This is a genomic window from Sulfurimonas autotrophica DSM 16294 (assembly GCF_000147355.1).
Lineage (GTDB): Bacteria > Campylobacterota > Campylobacteria > Campylobacterales > Sulfurimonadaceae > Sulfurimonas > Sulfurimonas autotrophica.
Map to the genome: position 1 here is coordinate 748,847 of NC_014506.1, position 15,167 is coordinate 764,013.

Genomic DNA, 15,167 nt, shown 5'->3' on the forward strand with positions numbered 1-15,167 from the left:
AGGAGATTACATGAATAAAATTGTAAAAATTGCACTAGGTGCAGCTGTTATTTTAAGTTTAGGTGCTACTGTTGCAAGTGCAGATGCTGCAAAAGGTCAAAAACTTTATGCTAAAAAGCTTAAAGAAGCATGTGGAATGAATGGTGCGAAATTTGCAGCAAAGCATACTCAAGATGAGTGGGATGAAATTGGTGTAAAAGGTATGGCAAAAGAGATTAAAAACATTTGTCCAAAAGTGCAAGACAAGGCTTTGAAATCTAAATATTTACAACATTATTATGATTTTGCACATGACTTTGCAAGTGACAGCGGAAACGTACCTTCGTGTTAATTTTTTTAAACTACTCATTTGAGTAGTTTAAAACCTTCTACTATACTAGAAAACATCTACAAAATATCAGATTTATAATTAATTTTAAAACAATTAAACATAACTTAAAGCTTAGTTAGATATAATTCCGGACTTTTGTAGAAATACAACCTAAAAATATTTAAGGACCATAGATGTACGCAATTATTAAAAATGGTGGTAAACAGTATAAAGTTCAAGAGGGTGATGTTCTTTCATTAGACAAATTATCTTTAGAACCTGAAGCTACTATCGAAATCAAAGAAGTTCTAGCAGTTAATGCTGGCGAACTTAAAATGGGAGCTCCGTATGTTGACGGTGCTGTTGTAACTGCTGAAGTTATCAGCGAAGGACGTGACAAGAAAGTTGTAATTTTCAAAAAACGTCGTCGTAAAGATAGTAAAGTAAAACGTGGTTTCAGAAGAGATCATACTCGTGTTCGTATCACAAAAATAGCTGCTTAAATCGAGTAGTTTAAAAGTAAAATGCATTAAAGGTGCTAGCACCGTGAGCTTCACGCTGAGTGAAGCCTAGTGCTAACGTTAGAGTTGGGAATTACTTCCCTACTCGTAAAAATAAATAAGAGGTTCCCTTAAATTTGGGAACCAAATTTAAGGAGACAGAAGATGGCACATAAGAAAGGTCAGGGTAGTACACAGAATAATCGTGATTCGGCTGGTAGAAGACTTGGTGTTAAAAAATTTGGTGGAGAGGCTGTAATTGCCGGAAACATCATTATTCGCCAACGTGGAACTAAAGTTCATCCAGGTAAAAATGTAGGTATGGGTAAAGATCATACTATATTTGCTTTAGTTGACGGTATTGTTGCATTTGAAAGAAAAGACAAAAAACGTCAACAAGTTTCAATTATACCTGCTGCATAATTCTACAGTATAAAACCCCTTATTCCCATCCTCTTAAGATGGGAATATATTCCACAAAGAAAATTTCAAAATATTTAATAATTTACTTTATAATTAATAGTTTTTTCTTAAGTATTTAAAATGACACAGAGTCATAAAAAAAGGATTGCACAATGTTTACAGATAGTGTTGAATTAACAGTTAGTTCTGGAAAAGGCGGGCAAGGATGTGTAGCATTCCGTCGTGAAAAGTTTGTACTCAACGGTGGTCCAAACGGCGGTGACGGCGGAAAAGGCGGCGATGTCTGGTTCAAATGTGATAACAATACACACACACTTTCTCATTTCCAAAGACGTATGCATATAAAAGCAGAAAACGGGAAGCCCGGAGAGGGTTCAAACTGTACCGGAAAATCTGGCGCTAAAAAAGTTATTATTGTTCCACCGGGAACACAGATTATAGATCAAGAGAGCGGTGAAGTTCTTTTTGATATGCTTAAAGACGGACAGGAAGAAAAGTTTCTTCAAGGTGGAAAAGGCGGACTTGGTAATACGCACTTTAAGTCACCTACCAACCAAAGACCAACCTATGCACAACCTGGTGAAAAAGGTGAAACGAAAAATATAAAACTTGATTTGAAACTTATTGCAGATATCGGCTTGGTCGGTTTTCCAAATGTCGGAAAATCTACACTGATTTCTACTGTTTCAAATGCGAGACCGGAAATTGCAAATTATGAATTTACAACGCTTACCCCGAAACTCGGTCAAGTAAATATTGGGGATTATGAATCATTTGTTATGGCAGATATTCCTGGAATTATTGGTGGAGCACATGAAGGAAAAGGACTTGGAATTGAGTTTCTACGTCATATTGAAAGAACAAAGATATTGTTATTTATGATTGACTTGGCTTCATACAGAGACCTTAAAGAGCAGATAGAAACACTTAAAAATGAAGTGGCTTCATTTTCAGAAAAACTAGGCGCATCAAGATATGCTATAGCACTCACACGTACAGATATAGTGCCTCAAGAAGAGATTAGTGAAAAAGTAGCCGAATTTATATCTATGCTTGATCTTAACCCAAGTAAAGGCAGTGAATTTGATTTTGATAAAGATTTGCCGTATTTTATTCAAGAAAGTGAAGATGAGACACTTGGATATGAAATCGAAAAACCCTATTTTATTGTTCCTATATCTTCTGCTATCAGTAAAAATATAGAACCTTTAAAATATGCACTTTTTAACTTAGTACAGCAAACGAGACAGTAAGCATGCGTGTTGTAGTTAAAGTAGGCAGTGCTGTTTTAACGCAAGACGGGACTATAGCACTTAAGCGCATGCGTGCTCTTGTAGATTTTTTGGCTGAGTTGAAAAAAGAGCATGAAGTAATTTTAGTCTCTTCAGGCGCTGTTGCAGGCGGCTACACAAAACTAAAACTTGACAGAACGGTTATAGCAAACAAGCAGGCTCTCGCTGCAATCGGTCAGCCGGTGCTTTTGCATAAATATGCAAGAAAGTTTGCAAAATATGACACCCTTACGGCACAGGTTTTAGTTACTGCAGCTAATTTAAATTCTACGGATGATATAACACGTATCCGTGCAACGGTTGAGACATTGTTGCGAAATGATGTGCTCCCTATCGTCAATGAGAATGATGCAACGGCGACAGATGAACTTGAACTGGGTGATAATGATCAGCTCTCTGCATATATAACAAAAGATACAGAGTCCGATATGCTTATAATACTTTCTGATATAGATGCTTATTATAACAGTGACCCAAGGCAAAATCCCGATGCAAAAGCACTCAAAATCGTTAATAAAATTGATGAAAAAGAGCTGGCCAAAGAAGTCAGTCCAAACAATGTTTTTGCCACAGGCGGAATTGTGACAAAACTTAAAGCAGCGGACTATTTACTAAAAGCACATATAGATACGTTTCTTGCAAGCGGATTTGATTTGAGCGATGTAAGAAGTTTTATGCTTGAAGGTTCCCATAAGGGCGGCACACTCTTTACATGTAAAGGCTAATAATGCAAAATGTTATATTTATGGGTACACCAGATTATGCTCAAAAAATTCTTCAAAGACTCATAGATACAGGTGACATAAATGTTGTTGCAGTCTATACACAGCCGGACAAACCTGTCGGGCGAAAAAAAGTGCTCACGCCTCCTCCTGTAAAAACAACGGCACAAGAATATAACATTCCTGTTTATCAGCCGCAGAAACTCCGTGATGAAAAAACAGTAGAGAAACTTTTGACAATTCCCTGTGATTTTATAGTGGTAGCAGCCTATGGACAGATACTGCCACGTAAAGTTTTAGATCATGCGCCTTGCATAAACCTGCATGCTTCAATACTGCCGCAATACCGCGGAGCAAGTCCGATTCAGCAAACGCTGCTTCATGGTGATAAAATTACAGGCGTAACTGCAATGCTGATGGAAGAAGGGCTTGATACAGGAGATATTTTAAAAATTGAGACAATAGCTGTCGATGATGATATGATGGTCGAGGAGTTGTTTGAACAGCTCACAGAAATTGCAGCTGCTTTAACAATAGATGTATTGCATAATTTTAATGTATACACACCAAAAAAACAGAATGAAGCAGAGGCTACGCATTGTAAAAAAATTACAAAAGCAGACGGTGAAGTTAGTTTTGACAATGCACAGGAACTCTATAACAAATACCGCGCTTTTACACCATGGCCCGGTATTTATCTTTCAAGCGGACTCAAACTAAAAAAGATGAAGCTTGAAAGTGCCGACGAAGCGCATCAAGATGCAGGCAAAATTATTACTATTGATAAAGAGAGCATTGTCGTTACATGTAAGCAGGGCTCTTTGCGTATTTATAAAGTACAGCCCCAGTCAAAAAAAGAGATGGATGTGCTTTCATATATAAACGGTAAAAGAGTGACTCTTGAAGACACTTTACTTTAAGACACTTCAATCAACACAGCTTTATTTAAAAGAACAGCTTAAATCTAAAAAGTTGACACCTCCTGTAGCTGTAGTTGCAAATATTCAAACAGATGGAATCGGTAGCAGAGGAAATTTGTGGACTTCACAAAAAGGGAATCTTTTTTTATCATTTGCTCTTGATGTGAATGAATTGCCGCATGATTTAAAATTAGAGTCTGTTTCTATATATTTTTCTTATATTTTAAAAGAAATTTTGAATGAATATGGCTCAAAAGTTTTTTTAAAATGGCCAAATGATTTTTATATTGACAACAAAAAAATAGGTGGAATGATTACAAATATTGTAGATGATACGCTTATTTGCGGTGTAGGAATAAACCTTATAGCAGCACCAAAAGAGTTTAAATCACTGGATATAACAATAAATAGAGAAATTTTAATAGAAACATATTTCAAAAATATAGAAAAAAAAGTTTTATGGAAGCAAGTTTTTAGCAAATATAAGTTAGAATTTGAAAACAACAAGGAATTTTTTACGCATAGTGATGGTAAAAAGGTATCACTTGAGTCTTCTATACTCGAGAGTGATGGTAGTTTGAATATAAATGGTGAGAGGATATACAGCAGGCGATGAGTGAAGTAATAGTAATTGCAAATCAAAAGGGCGGAGTAGGTAAGACTACTACTGCTGTAAACTTGGCAGCTTCACTTGCTGTGGCAGAAAAAAAAGTGCTTTTGATTGACTCTGATCCGCAGGCTAATGCCACGACATCACTGGGGTTCCATAGAAATGATTATGAATTTAATATTTACCATGTATTGATTGGAACAAAAAAACTCAAAGACATTATACTAAAGTCAGATTTACCTACACTGCATCTAGCACCTTCTAATATTGGTCTAGTAGGAATAGAAAAAGAGTACTATGATGCGGACAAAGCAAAAGGTCGTGAGCTTGTTTTAAAAAAAGCAATAGCAAATATTCAAAAAGATTATGATTACATTATTATAGATTCTCCTCCGGCACTTGGTCCGATGACAATTAATGCACTCTCAGCAGCAAACTCAGTAATTATTCCTATTCAATGTGAATTTTTTGCACTTGAAGGTTTGGCACAACTTTTAAATACAGTCAAGCTTGTAAGAAAATCAATTAATCCAAAATTGGCTGTTAAAGGGTTTTTACCAACTATGTTTTCTTCCCAGAACAATTTATCTAAACAAGTTTTCGCAGATTTGCGTCAGCATTTTAAAGGTAAACTCTTTAAAGATGAAACAGATAAATATATAGTAGTTCCGCGTAACGTAAAACTTGCCGAATCTCCATCGTTTGGAAAACCTGCAATTCTTTATGATGTAAAATCAAGCGGTTCTATTGCATATCAAAATTTAGCACAGGCGATAATAAAGTAATGAAGTCACAAAAGTTAGGCAGAGGACTTGATGCTCTTCTTGGAGAAATGGACGAAGCATATGAAAATGAAGGTTCTCAAAATGATGTTGTTTTAGAAATACCGCTTAAAGATATCCGTCCTAATCCTTTTCAGCCGAGAAAATCATTTGATGAAGAGGCACTTTTAGAACTTTCAGAATCTATTACAAAAGACGGACTGATTCAGCCTATTGTCGTAACTGAAGATATCGATGGGTATGTACTAATAGCGGGTGAGAGAAGATTTCGCGCTTCAAAACTTGCAAAACTCAAAGAGATTCGTGCTGTAGTATTAAATTCTGATGAGCAAAAAATGAGACAGTTTGCTCTGATTGAAAATATTCAAAGAGAAGAATTAAATGCAATGGAGTTGGCTGAAGCATATACAGAACTCATTAAGCTGCATGATGTAACACATGATGAACTCTCAAATATTATTCATAAAAGCAGGGCACATATAACCAATACACTGCGTTTACTGCAACTTTCTCCAAAAATTCAAAAAGCACTGATTGAAAAAAAGATTTCGGCAGGTCATGCAAAAGTAATGGTTGGCTTGGATGAGAAAGAACAGCAGTTGATTTTGAACTCTATAGTTGGTCAAAAACTGAGTGTACGCGAAGTTGAGACTATGATTAAAAGTATGAAAAATACGCAGACTTCTTCACATGTTCCAGAAAGAAACAAGCTTCCAGGTTATGATTTCTCAAATGTGAAACAAAAATTCAGTGACTTCGGTTACCATGTAAAAGCTTCAAACAATAAAATTACAATCAGTTTTGATTCGCAAGATGAAATTGATGAGTTTTTGTCACATTTTAGAAATTAATTAAAAAAAATACCAAATTTATATCTTCATTTAACTATCGTTTCAATTTTATAATAGTATAATCACGCAACTTTTAGGAGGTGCTATGTTAGATATAAATCCAATACTACTCTTGGCTACATTTGTTGTATTTGTTTCCCTTATAGCCGTTCTGAACAGTTGGCTTTATAATCCATTACTTTCTTTTATGCAAAAGCGTGATGATGACATTAAAAAAGATCTTGAAAAAGTAGGATCTAATGATGATGAAATCAATGAGCTTAACACAAAAGCAGAGTCAATAATTATGAATGCTAAACTAGAAGCTACGGCCCTAAGAGAAAAAGTTATCGCGGATGCTAAGGAATTAGCTGACAGTAAGTTAGAATCAAAACGTGCTGAACTCGCGGCAGAATATTTAGAGTTTGAGCAATCACTTGCAAAATCTAAAGATGAGTTGACTTCTGACTTAATGTCACAAGTTCCGGTATTTAAAGAAGCTGTAAAAGCTAAATTTAGTCAGATATAAGGGTGTAATGTGAGTAGAATTTTAGTATTAATGCTAATGATATCAACTTATGCATTAGCATCTGAGCACGAGCATGCAGGTACAGATATAGTTCAAAGAACTGTAAACTTCTTGTTATTTGCTGGGCTAATTTGGTATCTAGTTGGGGAGCCTGTAAAGAATTTCTTTGCATCAAGAAGTCAGAGTATTGCTGATGAATTGAAAAAGGTTCAGGAAAAACTGAATGAATCAATCAATCTTAAAAAAGAGGCATTGGCAAAAATTTCTGAAGCTGAGAAGTTTGCAGAAGAGTTGGCTGTTATTTCTAAAAAAGAGAACAAAATTCTTAACGACACTATCATTGCGCAAGCAGAGAGTGACATTGAAGCAATGATAAAAAAACATACTTCTAAAAAAGAATTTGAAGAAAAGAAAATGATTCGTAACGTAGTTGAAGATGTTATTAAAGAGACATTGAAACAAAGCGGTGATAGTTTCGATAGAGAAACTATGGCTAATATCATTTTGAAAAAGGTTGCTTAAATGGAAGAACTGATTGCAAAAAGATACATAAAAGCTTTAGGTGAGGGTTCTGACTTAGCATCTATGCAAAATATTACAACAGTATTTTCTGCCTTGGCAGAGTCATTTAAGAATGATAAATTTGTTAGTATAATTGCTAACCCAAGTGTAAAAGCTGAAGAAAAATCAACAATTTTATTAGATGCAGTTAAAGCTGCAGATTCTAGTAAAATAAATAATTTAATTAAACTGTTAGTAGAAAGCAGACGTATCAATATCATTCCTGCGATTGCGCAAGAATTGAAAAATGATTTGGCAGTAGCTACTAAAACTTATGAAGGTGTTATCTGCAGCGATACTGATATTGATGCAAAGGTAATAGAAGAATTAAGTGCCGGTTTAAGTAAAAAATATGATGCGACTATTTCGTTGGCATTTATAAAAAATGACTTTAACGGTATAAAAGTAGAAGTAGATGGTCTTGGTATAGAAATTAATTTTTCTAAAGACAGAATAGACAGTCAAATTATAGAACATATAATAAAAGCAATTTAACTTTCAATGAGAGGAGAACAATAGTGGTAGCAAAAATTCAAGCTGATGAAATCAGCTCAATAATTAAAGAGCGTATCGACAACTTTGAACTAAGTGTCGATATCAATGAAACAGGTAAAATTGTTTCTTATGCTGATGGTGTTGCACAGGTTTACGGACTGAGCAATGTTATGGCAGGAGAAATGGTAGAGTTCGAGGACGGAACAAGAGGTTTAGTTTTAAACCTTGAAGAAAGCAGCGTAGGTGTTGTTATTCTTGGTGCAGGTAATGCACTTCGTGAGGGAATGAGCGTTAAGCGTTTAGGAACACTTCTTAAAGTTCCAGTAGGTGATGCACTTCTTGGACGTGTAGTAAATGCACTTGGTGAGCCGATTGACGGTAAGGGTCCGATTGAGACTACAGAAGTTCGTTTTGTAGAAGAAAAAGCACCTGGAATCATGGAAAGAAAATCTGTACATGAACCGTTAGCTACTGGTATTAAAGCGATTGATGCATTGGTACCGATCGGACGTGGACAGCGTGAGCTTATCATCGGTGACCGCCAAACAGGTAAGACTACTGTTGCATTGGATGCAATCATTAACCAAAAAGGTAACGGTGTTGTATGTATTTATGTTGCTGTTGGTCAAAAAGAATCAACTGTTGCACAAATCGTTCGTCGTTTAGAAGATCATGGAGCAATGGAATATACAATTATTGTATCTGCTACTGCTGCTGAAGCTGCTGCACTCCAGTTTTTAGCACCATATACCGGTGTTACTATGGGTGAGTACTTTCGTGACAATGCAAGACATGGTCTGATTGTGTATGATGATTTATCTAAGCATGCAGTTGCGTACCGTGAAATGTCACTTATCCTTCGCCGTCCTCCGGGTCGTGAAGCATATCCGGGTGATGTTTTCTATGTTCACTCTCGTCTTTTAGAGCGTGCTGCAAAACTTTCTGATGAAGAGGGAGCTGGTTCATTAACTGCTCTTCCAATTATTGAAACACAAGCTGGTGATGTTGCGGCATATATTCCAACAAATGTTATTTCAATTACTGATGGTCAAATTTTCTTAGAAACTGACCTTTTCAACTCGGGTGTTCGTCCTGCGATTAACGTAGGCCTTTCAGTTTCTCGTGTTGGTGGTGCTGCACAAATTAAAGCTACTAAGCAAGTTGCCGGTACTTTAAGACTTGATCTTGCGCAGTATCGTGAACTTCAGGCATTTGCTCAATTTGCATCTGATCTTGATGAAGTTTCTCGTAACCAATTAGAACGTGGACAAAGAATGGTTGAAGTTCTAAAACAAGGGCCGTTCTCGCCACTTCCTGCTGAAAAGCAAGTTGTAATTATTTTTGCCGGTAATGAAGGTTTCTTAGATGATTTTGATGCATCAAATGTTGTTCGTTTTGAAGCTGAACTTTATCCATTTATTGAAGCATCTTATCCTCAAATTTTTGAGAACATTAGAAGTTCTAAGAAAGTGGATGATGAAACAAAAACATTATTAATGAAAGCATTAGAAGAATTCAAAGCTAGCTTTGTAGCTAACTAAGGAATAATTTATGGCAAACTTGAAAGATATTCAAAGACAGATTAAGAGTGTTTCTAACACTCAAAAGACGACTCGTGCGATGAAACTTGTATCGACTGCAAAGCTTCGCCGTGCAGAAGAGCTTGCAAAACGCTCTCGTCTTTATGCTCAAAAAATGAATCAGGTAATTGCCGAAATAGCTGGACGCATCGACTGTAACAAAATTGGAGGATTAGAAAATCGCTGTTTTACAGAGATTGAAAATCCAAAAATGGTTGACATTATTTTTGTAACTGCAGATAAAGGTTTATGTGGAGGTTTTAATATTCAAACAATTAAAGCCGTCAACAAACTTTTAAAAGAGTACAAAGATAAAAACGTAAAAGTGCGTTTACGTGGAATCGGTAAAAAAGGTATAGAATACTTTAAATATAATGAAGTGGAAATGTTTGACACTGTCGCTAATTTAAGTTCTAAACCGGATAAGACGAGGTCTGATGAATTTATTATAACTTCTATCCAAGACTATAAAGAGGGAAAAACTGACGCCATTCATATTGTATATAATGGTTATAAAAACATGATAACACAAGAGTTACATGTAAACAAGGTTTTACCTGTTGATGTTAAAGATTTTGACTGTCAAAAAGTGCAGTCAAAATCTATGATGGAAGTTGAAGCAGAAGATGAAGAGAAAATGCTTGATTCTTTGGTTGAAAAGTATGTGAACTATAATATGTACTACTCTTTAATTGATTCGGTTGCGGCAGAACATTCTGCACGTATGCAGGCTATGGATACGGCAACGAACAATGCAAAAGAGATGGTAAAAAGTTTAAATGTACAATACAATAAAGCGCGTCAAGCCGCTATTACTACAGAGCTGATAGAAATTATCAGCGGTGTGGAGTCTATGAAATAATGGAGAAAAATATGATTGGAAAAATTAGCCAGGTAATGGGTCCTGTTGTTGATGTTGATTTCGATGGCAATCTTCCAGCAATTAACGAAGCAATTGAAGTGAATGTTAATTTAGAAGGTAGTGAACATCGTTTAGTATTAGAAGTTGCAGCACATTTAGGTGACGGTCGTGTAAGAACGATTGCAATGGATATGAGTGAAGGTTTAGTTCGTGGTATGGCTGCTAAAGCTACAGGTGCACCGATAAGTGTACCGGTCGGTGAAAAAGTACTGGGTCGTATCTTTAACGTTATTGGTGAAACTATTGATGGTGGAGAGCAGGTTAGCGATGCTCCTACATGGTCAATTCACCGTGAACCACCTGCATTAGTTGATCAATCAACTACTACAGAAATGTTTGAAACAGGTATTAAAGTTGTTGACTTACTTGCTCCTTATGCTAAGGGTGGTAAAGTTGGACTATTCGGTGGTGCCGGTGTTGGTAAAACAGTTATTATCATGGAGCTTATTCACAATGTTGCTCATGGTCATGAGGGGTTATCAGTATTTGCCGGTGTTGGTGAAAGAACTCGTGAAGGAAATGACCTTTATTATGAGATGAAAGAATCGAACGTTTTGGATAAAGTTGCACTGTGCTATGGTCAGATGAGTGAGCCTCCAGGAGCACGTAACCGTATCGCACTTACTGGTCTTACAATGGCCGAGTATTTTCGTGATGAAAAGAAACTTGATGTATTGATGTTTATCGATAATATCTTCCGTTTCGCACAATCAGGTTCAGAGATGTCTGCACTTCTTGGTCGTATTCCGTCAGCTGTTGGTTACCAACCGACACTAGCTCGTGAAATGGGTGCATTACAAGATCGTATTACATCAACAAAAGATGGTTCAATTACATCTGTTCAAGCGGTATACGTACCTGCGGATGACTTGACTGACCCGGCTCCGGCTTCTGTTTTTGCTCACTTGGATGCAACAACAGTTCTTAACCGTAAAATTGCGGAAAAAGGTATTTATCCTGCAGTTGATCCATTGGATTCAACTTCAAGATTACTTGACCCGCAAATTTTAGGTGAAGAGCATTATAATGTAGCTCGTGGTGTGCAGCAAACACTTCAAAAATATAAAGATCTTCAAGATATCATTGCTATTCTTGGTATGGATGAACTTTCTGAAGATGATAAAAATGTTGTTGAACGTGCACGTAAAATTGAGAAATTCCTTTCTCAGCCATTCTTTGTTGCAGAAGTATTTACTGGTGCTCCAGGAAAATATGTAAAACTTGAAGATACAATCGCTGGTTTCAAAGGTATCTTAAACGGTGACTATGATCACATGTCTGAAAATTCATTTTATATGGTTGGCGGCATGGATGAAGCACTTGCTAAACACGAGAAAAACAAATAAGCATATTGCTTAGTAAAGGACTGTAATGGATACATTTAAACTTGAAATCCTAACTCCTAACGGTGAAATCTATAATGGTGAAGCTGTTAGTGTTGTTCTCCCTGGTAAAGAGGGAGAATTCGGTGTTCTTGCAGGTCATGCATCTCTAACTACATTGTTAGAAGCTGGCGTTGTAGATGTCGAAAAAGAAGATAAATCAGTCGAGTCTATTGTTGTTAATTGGGGTGTTGTTCAAGTTGATGAAGAAAAAGTTGTTATTTTGGTTGAAGGTGCTGCTGCTATTCGTGGTAAAACTGAATCTGAAATTGCTAAAGCTCTTGACGAAGCAAAACAGCTTATCAATGAAATTGCAGATTCAAGTTCTGCAATTGCATCTGTATCAGCAAAAATTGAATCTGCTGCACAAAAGTTAATATAATAGATAGATGATTAATAATTTAATAGATTTTTACCTAAAAAGCCATCCTGTGACTCTTGGCGTATTACTGCTTTTGTCTGTATACTTCATTGTATTAAACTGGGTGTTTTTTTACCGCTATTTTTCTCTTAATAATTGGCTTTCTCGTGAAAGTGTTTCTCTTGAATCACTTTTACTTGGGGCCACTACAGTTAATGAAAACTCTTTTTTAAATAATTTTATAAAAACAAGTAATATTGTTTCAAAAGAAGTTTTAGGACTTGGTATGCTTGCCGCAACTAAAGAGGCTACAAAAGGACTTTCTGTACTTTCTGTTTTTGCTTCTACCTCTCCTTTTATAGGACTTTTTGGTACCGTAGTTTCGATCCTGGATACTTTTGCACATATAGGGCAAAATAGCGGCGGTATGTCAATAATAGCTGCCGGTGTTTCTGATGCATTAATCGCAACCGCATCGGGTATATTTGTAGCAACCTTTGCTTATACTTATCATCAGATATTAAAAAGAAAATCTTATGAAATTATCAGCTATCTTCAAATGCAAAGTGACGCAATTTTAGCTCGCAAGGCATAAAAAATGAGTTATGATTGGGATGAAAAACCAGAGCTGAATATTACGCCGCTTGTGGATGTTATGCTGGTTCTTCTTGTTGTACTCATGGTTATTGCTCCAAATATTATGTATGAAGAAAATATAAAACTGCCTCAAGGTTCGGCATCACAGCAACTTTCAAAAATTCCTCCGGTACACATTACTATAGATAAAGAGCGAAATGTAAAAGTCAATAAAGATATTTACCTTTTAAATGCCTTTATGGATAATTTTTCCCTGTATGCGAATAAGTTAAATAAAAAAGCTACTGTTCTTATCAGCGCAGATAAACGTCTGGATTATGGTGTGGTTATGTCAGTATTGGCAGCGGTTAAGCAAGCTGGTTTTACTGAGGTATCTTTAGCTACAAATGGATAACAACAGCCGTTATTTTTATATAAGTGGTTTTATATCACTCTCTCTTTTTGCGTTATTCTTATTTTCATTCATATATATGATGTTCAATGTATCAAAAACAAAAAAGTATGGCTATAAAAAAGAAAATTATATTTCAGTTTCAATTAAAATGACAAGCAGCAAGCATTCTGCAAAGAAGAAGACGTCTAAAGCTCCCCTTCCAAATAAAAAAGCTGTAAAAAATGTAGATATAAATAATCTTTTCAGTGATGTATGGACAAAAAAAATAAATAACAGTGTGAAAAAACCTGAAAATAAAAGACGAATTGAGCAAATACAAAAAAAGATTAGTACAACAAAACAAAATAATGTTGAGTCAGTGACTCAAAAGCTTAATGCTCTGCAAACAAGTCATTCCTCAACACAAAAGGCTACATCAGCTGCAAATGAAGTTAATGAATATTTAGCTAAAATTCAAGATATTGTTTATCAGCATTTTAATGTGCCTCAAAACAGTGAAGGTAATAGTGTTAAAACTGTAATAGAACTTGATCCGTTTGGTAAACTGATTGATTTTAGAATACTGAGTTATTCTAATAACGAAGCACTTAACCAAGAGGCAGATATGATGAAAGAACGATTAAAAAATATTGTATTCCCTGTGAATCCAAAAAACAGATCGAGTAAAACGATTGTAATATTAATTTCTAAGGAGTAGATTTTGAAAATATTTTTTTCATTATTCATTTTGGTAGGCCTTTTATTTGCAAGTGATGCAACTATAGAAGTAGTGAAAAAAGCAGATTCTTTGCCTTCGATGGCAGTTGAAGATGCATCTATCAGTTATGATGATACGTTCAAATTACGTTTTTTTAAATCTTTGGTAGCTGACTTGAATGTTATATCTTTGTTTAATGTAAACAGACACCACAGACTCGCAAACTATAATGATACAAATGTTTTAGTTGAAAATAAAGATATGAGCTATGTCTTACGATATAAAATGTTTGAAGATGATAATAGAGCTTTAAATATTGAAATGAAACTCTTTAACAGAGATGAAGAAGTCTTTTCAAAACGCTACAGAGTAAATAAAAAAAATATCTACATGTTTATATCTCATGCAATGGCTTATGATATCAATGAGTTTATGGGTGAACCCTCAGTTGAATGGATGAAAAGAAAAGTTATCTTTGCCCGCATCATTGCTCCCAAAAAGAGTGAAATAATTATTGCCGATTATACATTGTCTTATCAACATGTTATTATCAAAGGCGGACTTGATATTTTTCCAAAATGGGCAAACAAAGCGCAAAATGCATTTTATTATACATCATTGGATCCATTAAAACCTACTTTGAAATATGTAGATATAAAAACTGCAAAAGTAAAAAATATTATATCTTCTGATGGAATGATGGTATGTTCTGATGTAAGTGAAGATGGTAAAAGCATCCTTTTAACTATGGCAAGAAATGGACAACCGGATATTTATTTATACAATACAACGACAAAAAAGTATAAAAGAATTACTACATATAGCGGAATAGATGTAAATGGCCAATTTATGGGAGATAATAAAATAATTTTTATTTCATCTCGTTTGGGATATCCAAATGTTTTTTCAAAAAGATTGGATACAGGGATAGTTGAACAAATGGTCTATTATGGAAAAAGTAATTCTTCATGTAGTGCGCAAGGACAGTATATAGTGTATGAAGCGCGTGAAAGTTCAAATGCTTTTAGTGTGAATACATTTAATCTGCATCTTATTTCAACAAAAACAGATTTTATCAGAAGATTGACGGCTACAGGTATAAATGAATTTCCAAGATTTTCAAAAGATGGTGATGCTATTATATTTATTAAAAATTATAAATCACAGAGTGCTATCGGAATAATACGATTGATGCATAATAAAAACTATCTTTTTCCATTAAAATCAGGAAAAATACAATCTATGGACTGGTAAACATTA

The 15,167-nt window shown here is 35.2% G+C and carries 20 protein-coding genes; all 20 read left to right on the forward strand.

Annotation, left to right across the window (positions count from 1 at the left end):
* The first annotated feature begins 10 nt into the window (after positions 1 to 10).
* On the forward strand, positions 11 to 331 hold the full coding sequence (locus SAUT_RS03880; protein WP_013326567.1) for a hypothetical protein: 321 nt from the start codon (positions 11 to 13) through the stop codon (positions 329 to 331).
* A gap of 173 nt (positions 332 to 504) precedes the next feature.
* On the forward strand, positions 505 to 813 hold the full coding sequence (rplU, locus tag SAUT_RS03885; protein WP_013326568.1) for a 50S ribosomal protein L21: 309 nt from the start codon (positions 505 to 507) through the stop codon (positions 811 to 813).
* Positions 814 to 975: 162 nt separating this feature from the next.
* Positions 976 to 1,233, forward strand: a complete 258-nt coding sequence (gene rpmA / locus SAUT_RS03890; RefSeq protein ID WP_013326569.1) for a 50S ribosomal protein L27 — start codon at positions 976 to 978, stop codon at positions 1,231 to 1,233.
* A 152-nt stretch (positions 1,234 to 1,385) separates the two neighbouring features.
* Positions 1,386 to 2,486 (forward strand): GTPase ObgE, encoded by a 1,101-nt coding sequence (gene obgE / locus SAUT_RS03895; protein WP_013326570.1) that lies wholly within the window; start codon positions 1,386 to 1,388, stop codon positions 2,484 to 2,486.
* A 2-nt stretch (positions 2,487 to 2,488) separates the two neighbouring features.
* Positions 2,489 to 3,250, forward strand: coding sequence for a glutamate 5-kinase (gene proB / locus SAUT_RS03900; protein WP_013326571.1), 762 nt, complete (start codon positions 2,489 to 2,491; stop codon positions 3,248 to 3,250).
* A 2-nt stretch (positions 3,251 to 3,252) separates the two neighbouring features.
* Positions 3,253 to 4,167 carry a methionyl-tRNA formyltransferase gene (gene fmt, locus SAUT_RS03905; RefSeq protein WP_013326572.1) on the forward strand — a complete coding sequence of 305 codons (915 nt, stop codon included), beginning with the start codon at positions 3,253 to 3,255 and terminating at the stop codon, positions 4,165 to 4,167.
* Entirely contained in the window at positions 4,148 to 4,783 is a 636-nt protein-coding gene (locus SAUT_RS03910) for a biotin--[acetyl-CoA-carboxylase] ligase (protein WP_013326573.1), read from the forward strand. Before fmt ends, SAUT_RS03910 begins: the two co-directional genes overlap by 20 nt.
* The gene (locus SAUT_RS03915; RefSeq protein ID WP_013326574.1) at positions 4,780 to 5,562 is read left to right on the forward strand and encodes a ParA family protein; all 783 of its coding nucleotides are present in this window, start codon (positions 4,780 to 4,782) and stop codon (positions 5,560 to 5,562) included. Before SAUT_RS03910 ends, SAUT_RS03915 begins: the two co-directional genes overlap by 4 nt.
* Positions 5,562 to 6,410: a ParB/RepB/Spo0J family partition protein gene (locus tag SAUT_RS03920; RefSeq protein WP_013326575.1), complete on the forward strand. Its 849-nt coding sequence runs from the start codon at positions 5,562 to 5,564 to the stop codon at positions 6,408 to 6,410. The genes SAUT_RS03915 and SAUT_RS03920 overlap by 1 nt, the downstream gene beginning before the upstream one ends.
* Positions 6,411 to 6,495: 85 nt before the next feature.
* The gene (locus SAUT_RS03925) at positions 6,496 to 6,918 is read left to right on the forward strand and encodes a FoF1 ATP synthase subunit B' (protein ID WP_013326576.1); all 423 of its coding nucleotides are present in this window, start codon (positions 6,496 to 6,498) and stop codon (positions 6,916 to 6,918) included.
* A 9-nt stretch (positions 6,919 to 6,927) separates the two neighbouring features.
* Positions 6,928 to 7,440 carry a F0F1 ATP synthase subunit B gene (locus tag SAUT_RS03930; RefSeq protein ID WP_013326577.1) on the forward strand — a complete coding sequence of 171 codons (513 nt, stop codon included), beginning with the start codon at positions 6,928 to 6,930 and terminating at the stop codon, positions 7,438 to 7,440.
* Positions 7,441 to 7,974, forward strand: coding sequence for a F0F1 ATP synthase subunit delta (locus SAUT_RS03935; protein WP_013326578.1), 534 nt, complete (start codon positions 7,441 to 7,443; stop codon positions 7,972 to 7,974).
* Between the two features lie 23 nt (positions 7,975 to 7,997).
* On the forward strand, positions 7,998 to 9,515 hold the full coding sequence (gene atpA, locus SAUT_RS03940) for a F0F1 ATP synthase subunit alpha (protein WP_013326579.1): 1,518 nt from the start codon (positions 7,998 to 8,000) through the stop codon (positions 9,513 to 9,515).
* Positions 9,516 to 9,525: 10 nt separating this feature from the next.
* Positions 9,526 to 10,416 carry an ATP synthase F1 subunit gamma gene (gene atpG / locus SAUT_RS03945; protein WP_013326580.1) on the forward strand — a complete coding sequence of 297 codons (891 nt, stop codon included), beginning with the start codon at positions 9,526 to 9,528 and terminating at the stop codon, positions 10,414 to 10,416.
* An 11-nt stretch (positions 10,417 to 10,427) separates the two neighbouring features.
* Complete coding sequence (gene atpD, locus SAUT_RS03950; RefSeq protein WP_013326581.1) at positions 10,428 to 11,822, forward strand: F0F1 ATP synthase subunit beta; 1,395 nt, start codon at positions 10,428 to 10,430, stop codon at positions 11,820 to 11,822.
* Positions 11,823 to 11,847: 25 nt separating this feature from the next.
* Positions 11,848 to 12,240, forward strand: coding sequence for an ATP synthase F1 subunit epsilon (gene atpC / locus SAUT_RS03955; protein ID WP_013326582.1), 393 nt, complete (start codon positions 11,848 to 11,850; stop codon positions 12,238 to 12,240).
* Positions 12,241 to 12,247: 7 nt separating this feature from the next.
* Positions 12,248 to 12,814: a MotA/TolQ/ExbB proton channel family protein gene (locus tag SAUT_RS03960; protein WP_013326583.1), complete on the forward strand. Its 567-nt coding sequence runs from the start codon at positions 12,248 to 12,250 to the stop codon at positions 12,812 to 12,814.
* A gap of 3 nt (positions 12,815 to 12,817) precedes the next feature.
* Positions 12,818 to 13,210 (forward strand): ExbD/TolR family protein, encoded by a 393-nt coding sequence (locus SAUT_RS03965; protein WP_013326584.1) that lies wholly within the window; start codon positions 12,818 to 12,820, stop codon positions 13,208 to 13,210.
* Positions 13,203 to 13,907: a TonB C-terminal domain-containing protein gene (locus tag SAUT_RS03970; protein WP_013326585.1), complete on the forward strand. Its 705-nt coding sequence runs from the start codon at positions 13,203 to 13,205 to the stop codon at positions 13,905 to 13,907. Before SAUT_RS03965 ends, SAUT_RS03970 begins: the two co-directional genes overlap by 8 nt.
* Positions 13,908 to 13,910: 3 nt before the next feature.
* Positions 13,911 to 15,161 carry a Tol-Pal system protein TolB gene (gene tolB / locus SAUT_RS03975; RefSeq protein WP_013326586.1) on the forward strand — a complete coding sequence of 417 codons (1,251 nt, stop codon included), beginning with the start codon at positions 13,911 to 13,913 and terminating at the stop codon, positions 15,159 to 15,161.
* Positions 15,162 to 15,167 lie beyond the last annotated feature (6 nt).

Excerpts from the sequence above, each read along its gene's own strand:
- SAUT_RS03880 (WP_013326567.1), top strand. The coding sequence starts at position 11 with ATGAATAAAATTGTAAAAATTGCACTAGGTGCAGCTGTTATTTTAAGT.
- rplU (WP_013326568.1), top strand. The coding sequence starts at position 505 with ATGTACGCAATTATTAAAAATGGTGGTAAACAGTATAAAGTTCAAGAG.
- rpmA (WP_013326569.1), top strand. The coding sequence starts at position 976 with ATGGCACATAAGAAAGGTCAGGGTAGTACACAGAATAATCGTGATTCG.
- obgE (WP_013326570.1), top strand. The coding sequence starts at position 1,386 with ATGTTTACAGATAGTGTTGAATTAACAGTTAGTTCTGGAAAAGGCGGG.
- proB (WP_013326571.1), top strand. The coding sequence starts at position 2,489 with ATGCGTGTTGTAGTTAAAGTAGGCAGTGCTGTTTTAACGCAAGACGGG.
- fmt (WP_013326572.1), top strand. The coding sequence starts at position 3,253 with ATGCAAAATGTTATATTTATGGGTACACCAGATTATGCTCAAAAAATT.
- SAUT_RS03915 (WP_013326574.1), top strand. The coding sequence starts at position 4,780 with ATGAGTGAAGTAATAGTAATTGCAAATCAAAAGGGCGGAGTAGGTAAG.
- SAUT_RS03920 (WP_013326575.1), top strand. The coding sequence starts at position 5,562 with ATGAAGTCACAAAAGTTAGGCAGAGGACTTGATGCTCTTCTTGGAGAA.
- SAUT_RS03925 (WP_013326576.1), top strand. The coding sequence starts at position 6,496 with ATGTTAGATATAAATCCAATACTACTCTTGGCTACATTTGTTGTATTT.
- SAUT_RS03935 (WP_013326578.1), top strand. The coding sequence starts at position 7,441 with ATGGAAGAACTGATTGCAAAAAGATACATAAAAGCTTTAGGTGAGGGT.
- atpG (WP_013326580.1), top strand. The coding sequence starts at position 9,526 with ATGGCAAACTTGAAAGATATTCAAAGACAGATTAAGAGTGTTTCTAAC.
- atpD (WP_013326581.1), top strand. The coding sequence starts at position 10,428 with ATGATTGGAAAAATTAGCCAGGTAATGGGTCCTGTTGTTGATGTTGAT.
- atpC (WP_013326582.1), top strand. The coding sequence starts at position 11,848 with ATGGATACATTTAAACTTGAAATCCTAACTCCTAACGGTGAAATCTAT.
- SAUT_RS03960 (WP_013326583.1), top strand. The coding sequence starts at position 12,248 with ATGATTAATAATTTAATAGATTTTTACCTAAAAAGCCATCCTGTGACT.
- SAUT_RS03965 (WP_013326584.1), top strand. The coding sequence starts at position 12,818 with ATGAGTTATGATTGGGATGAAAAACCAGAGCTGAATATTACGCCGCTT.
- SAUT_RS03970 (WP_013326585.1), top strand. The coding sequence starts at position 13,203 with ATGGATAACAACAGCCGTTATTTTTATATAAGTGGTTTTATATCACTC.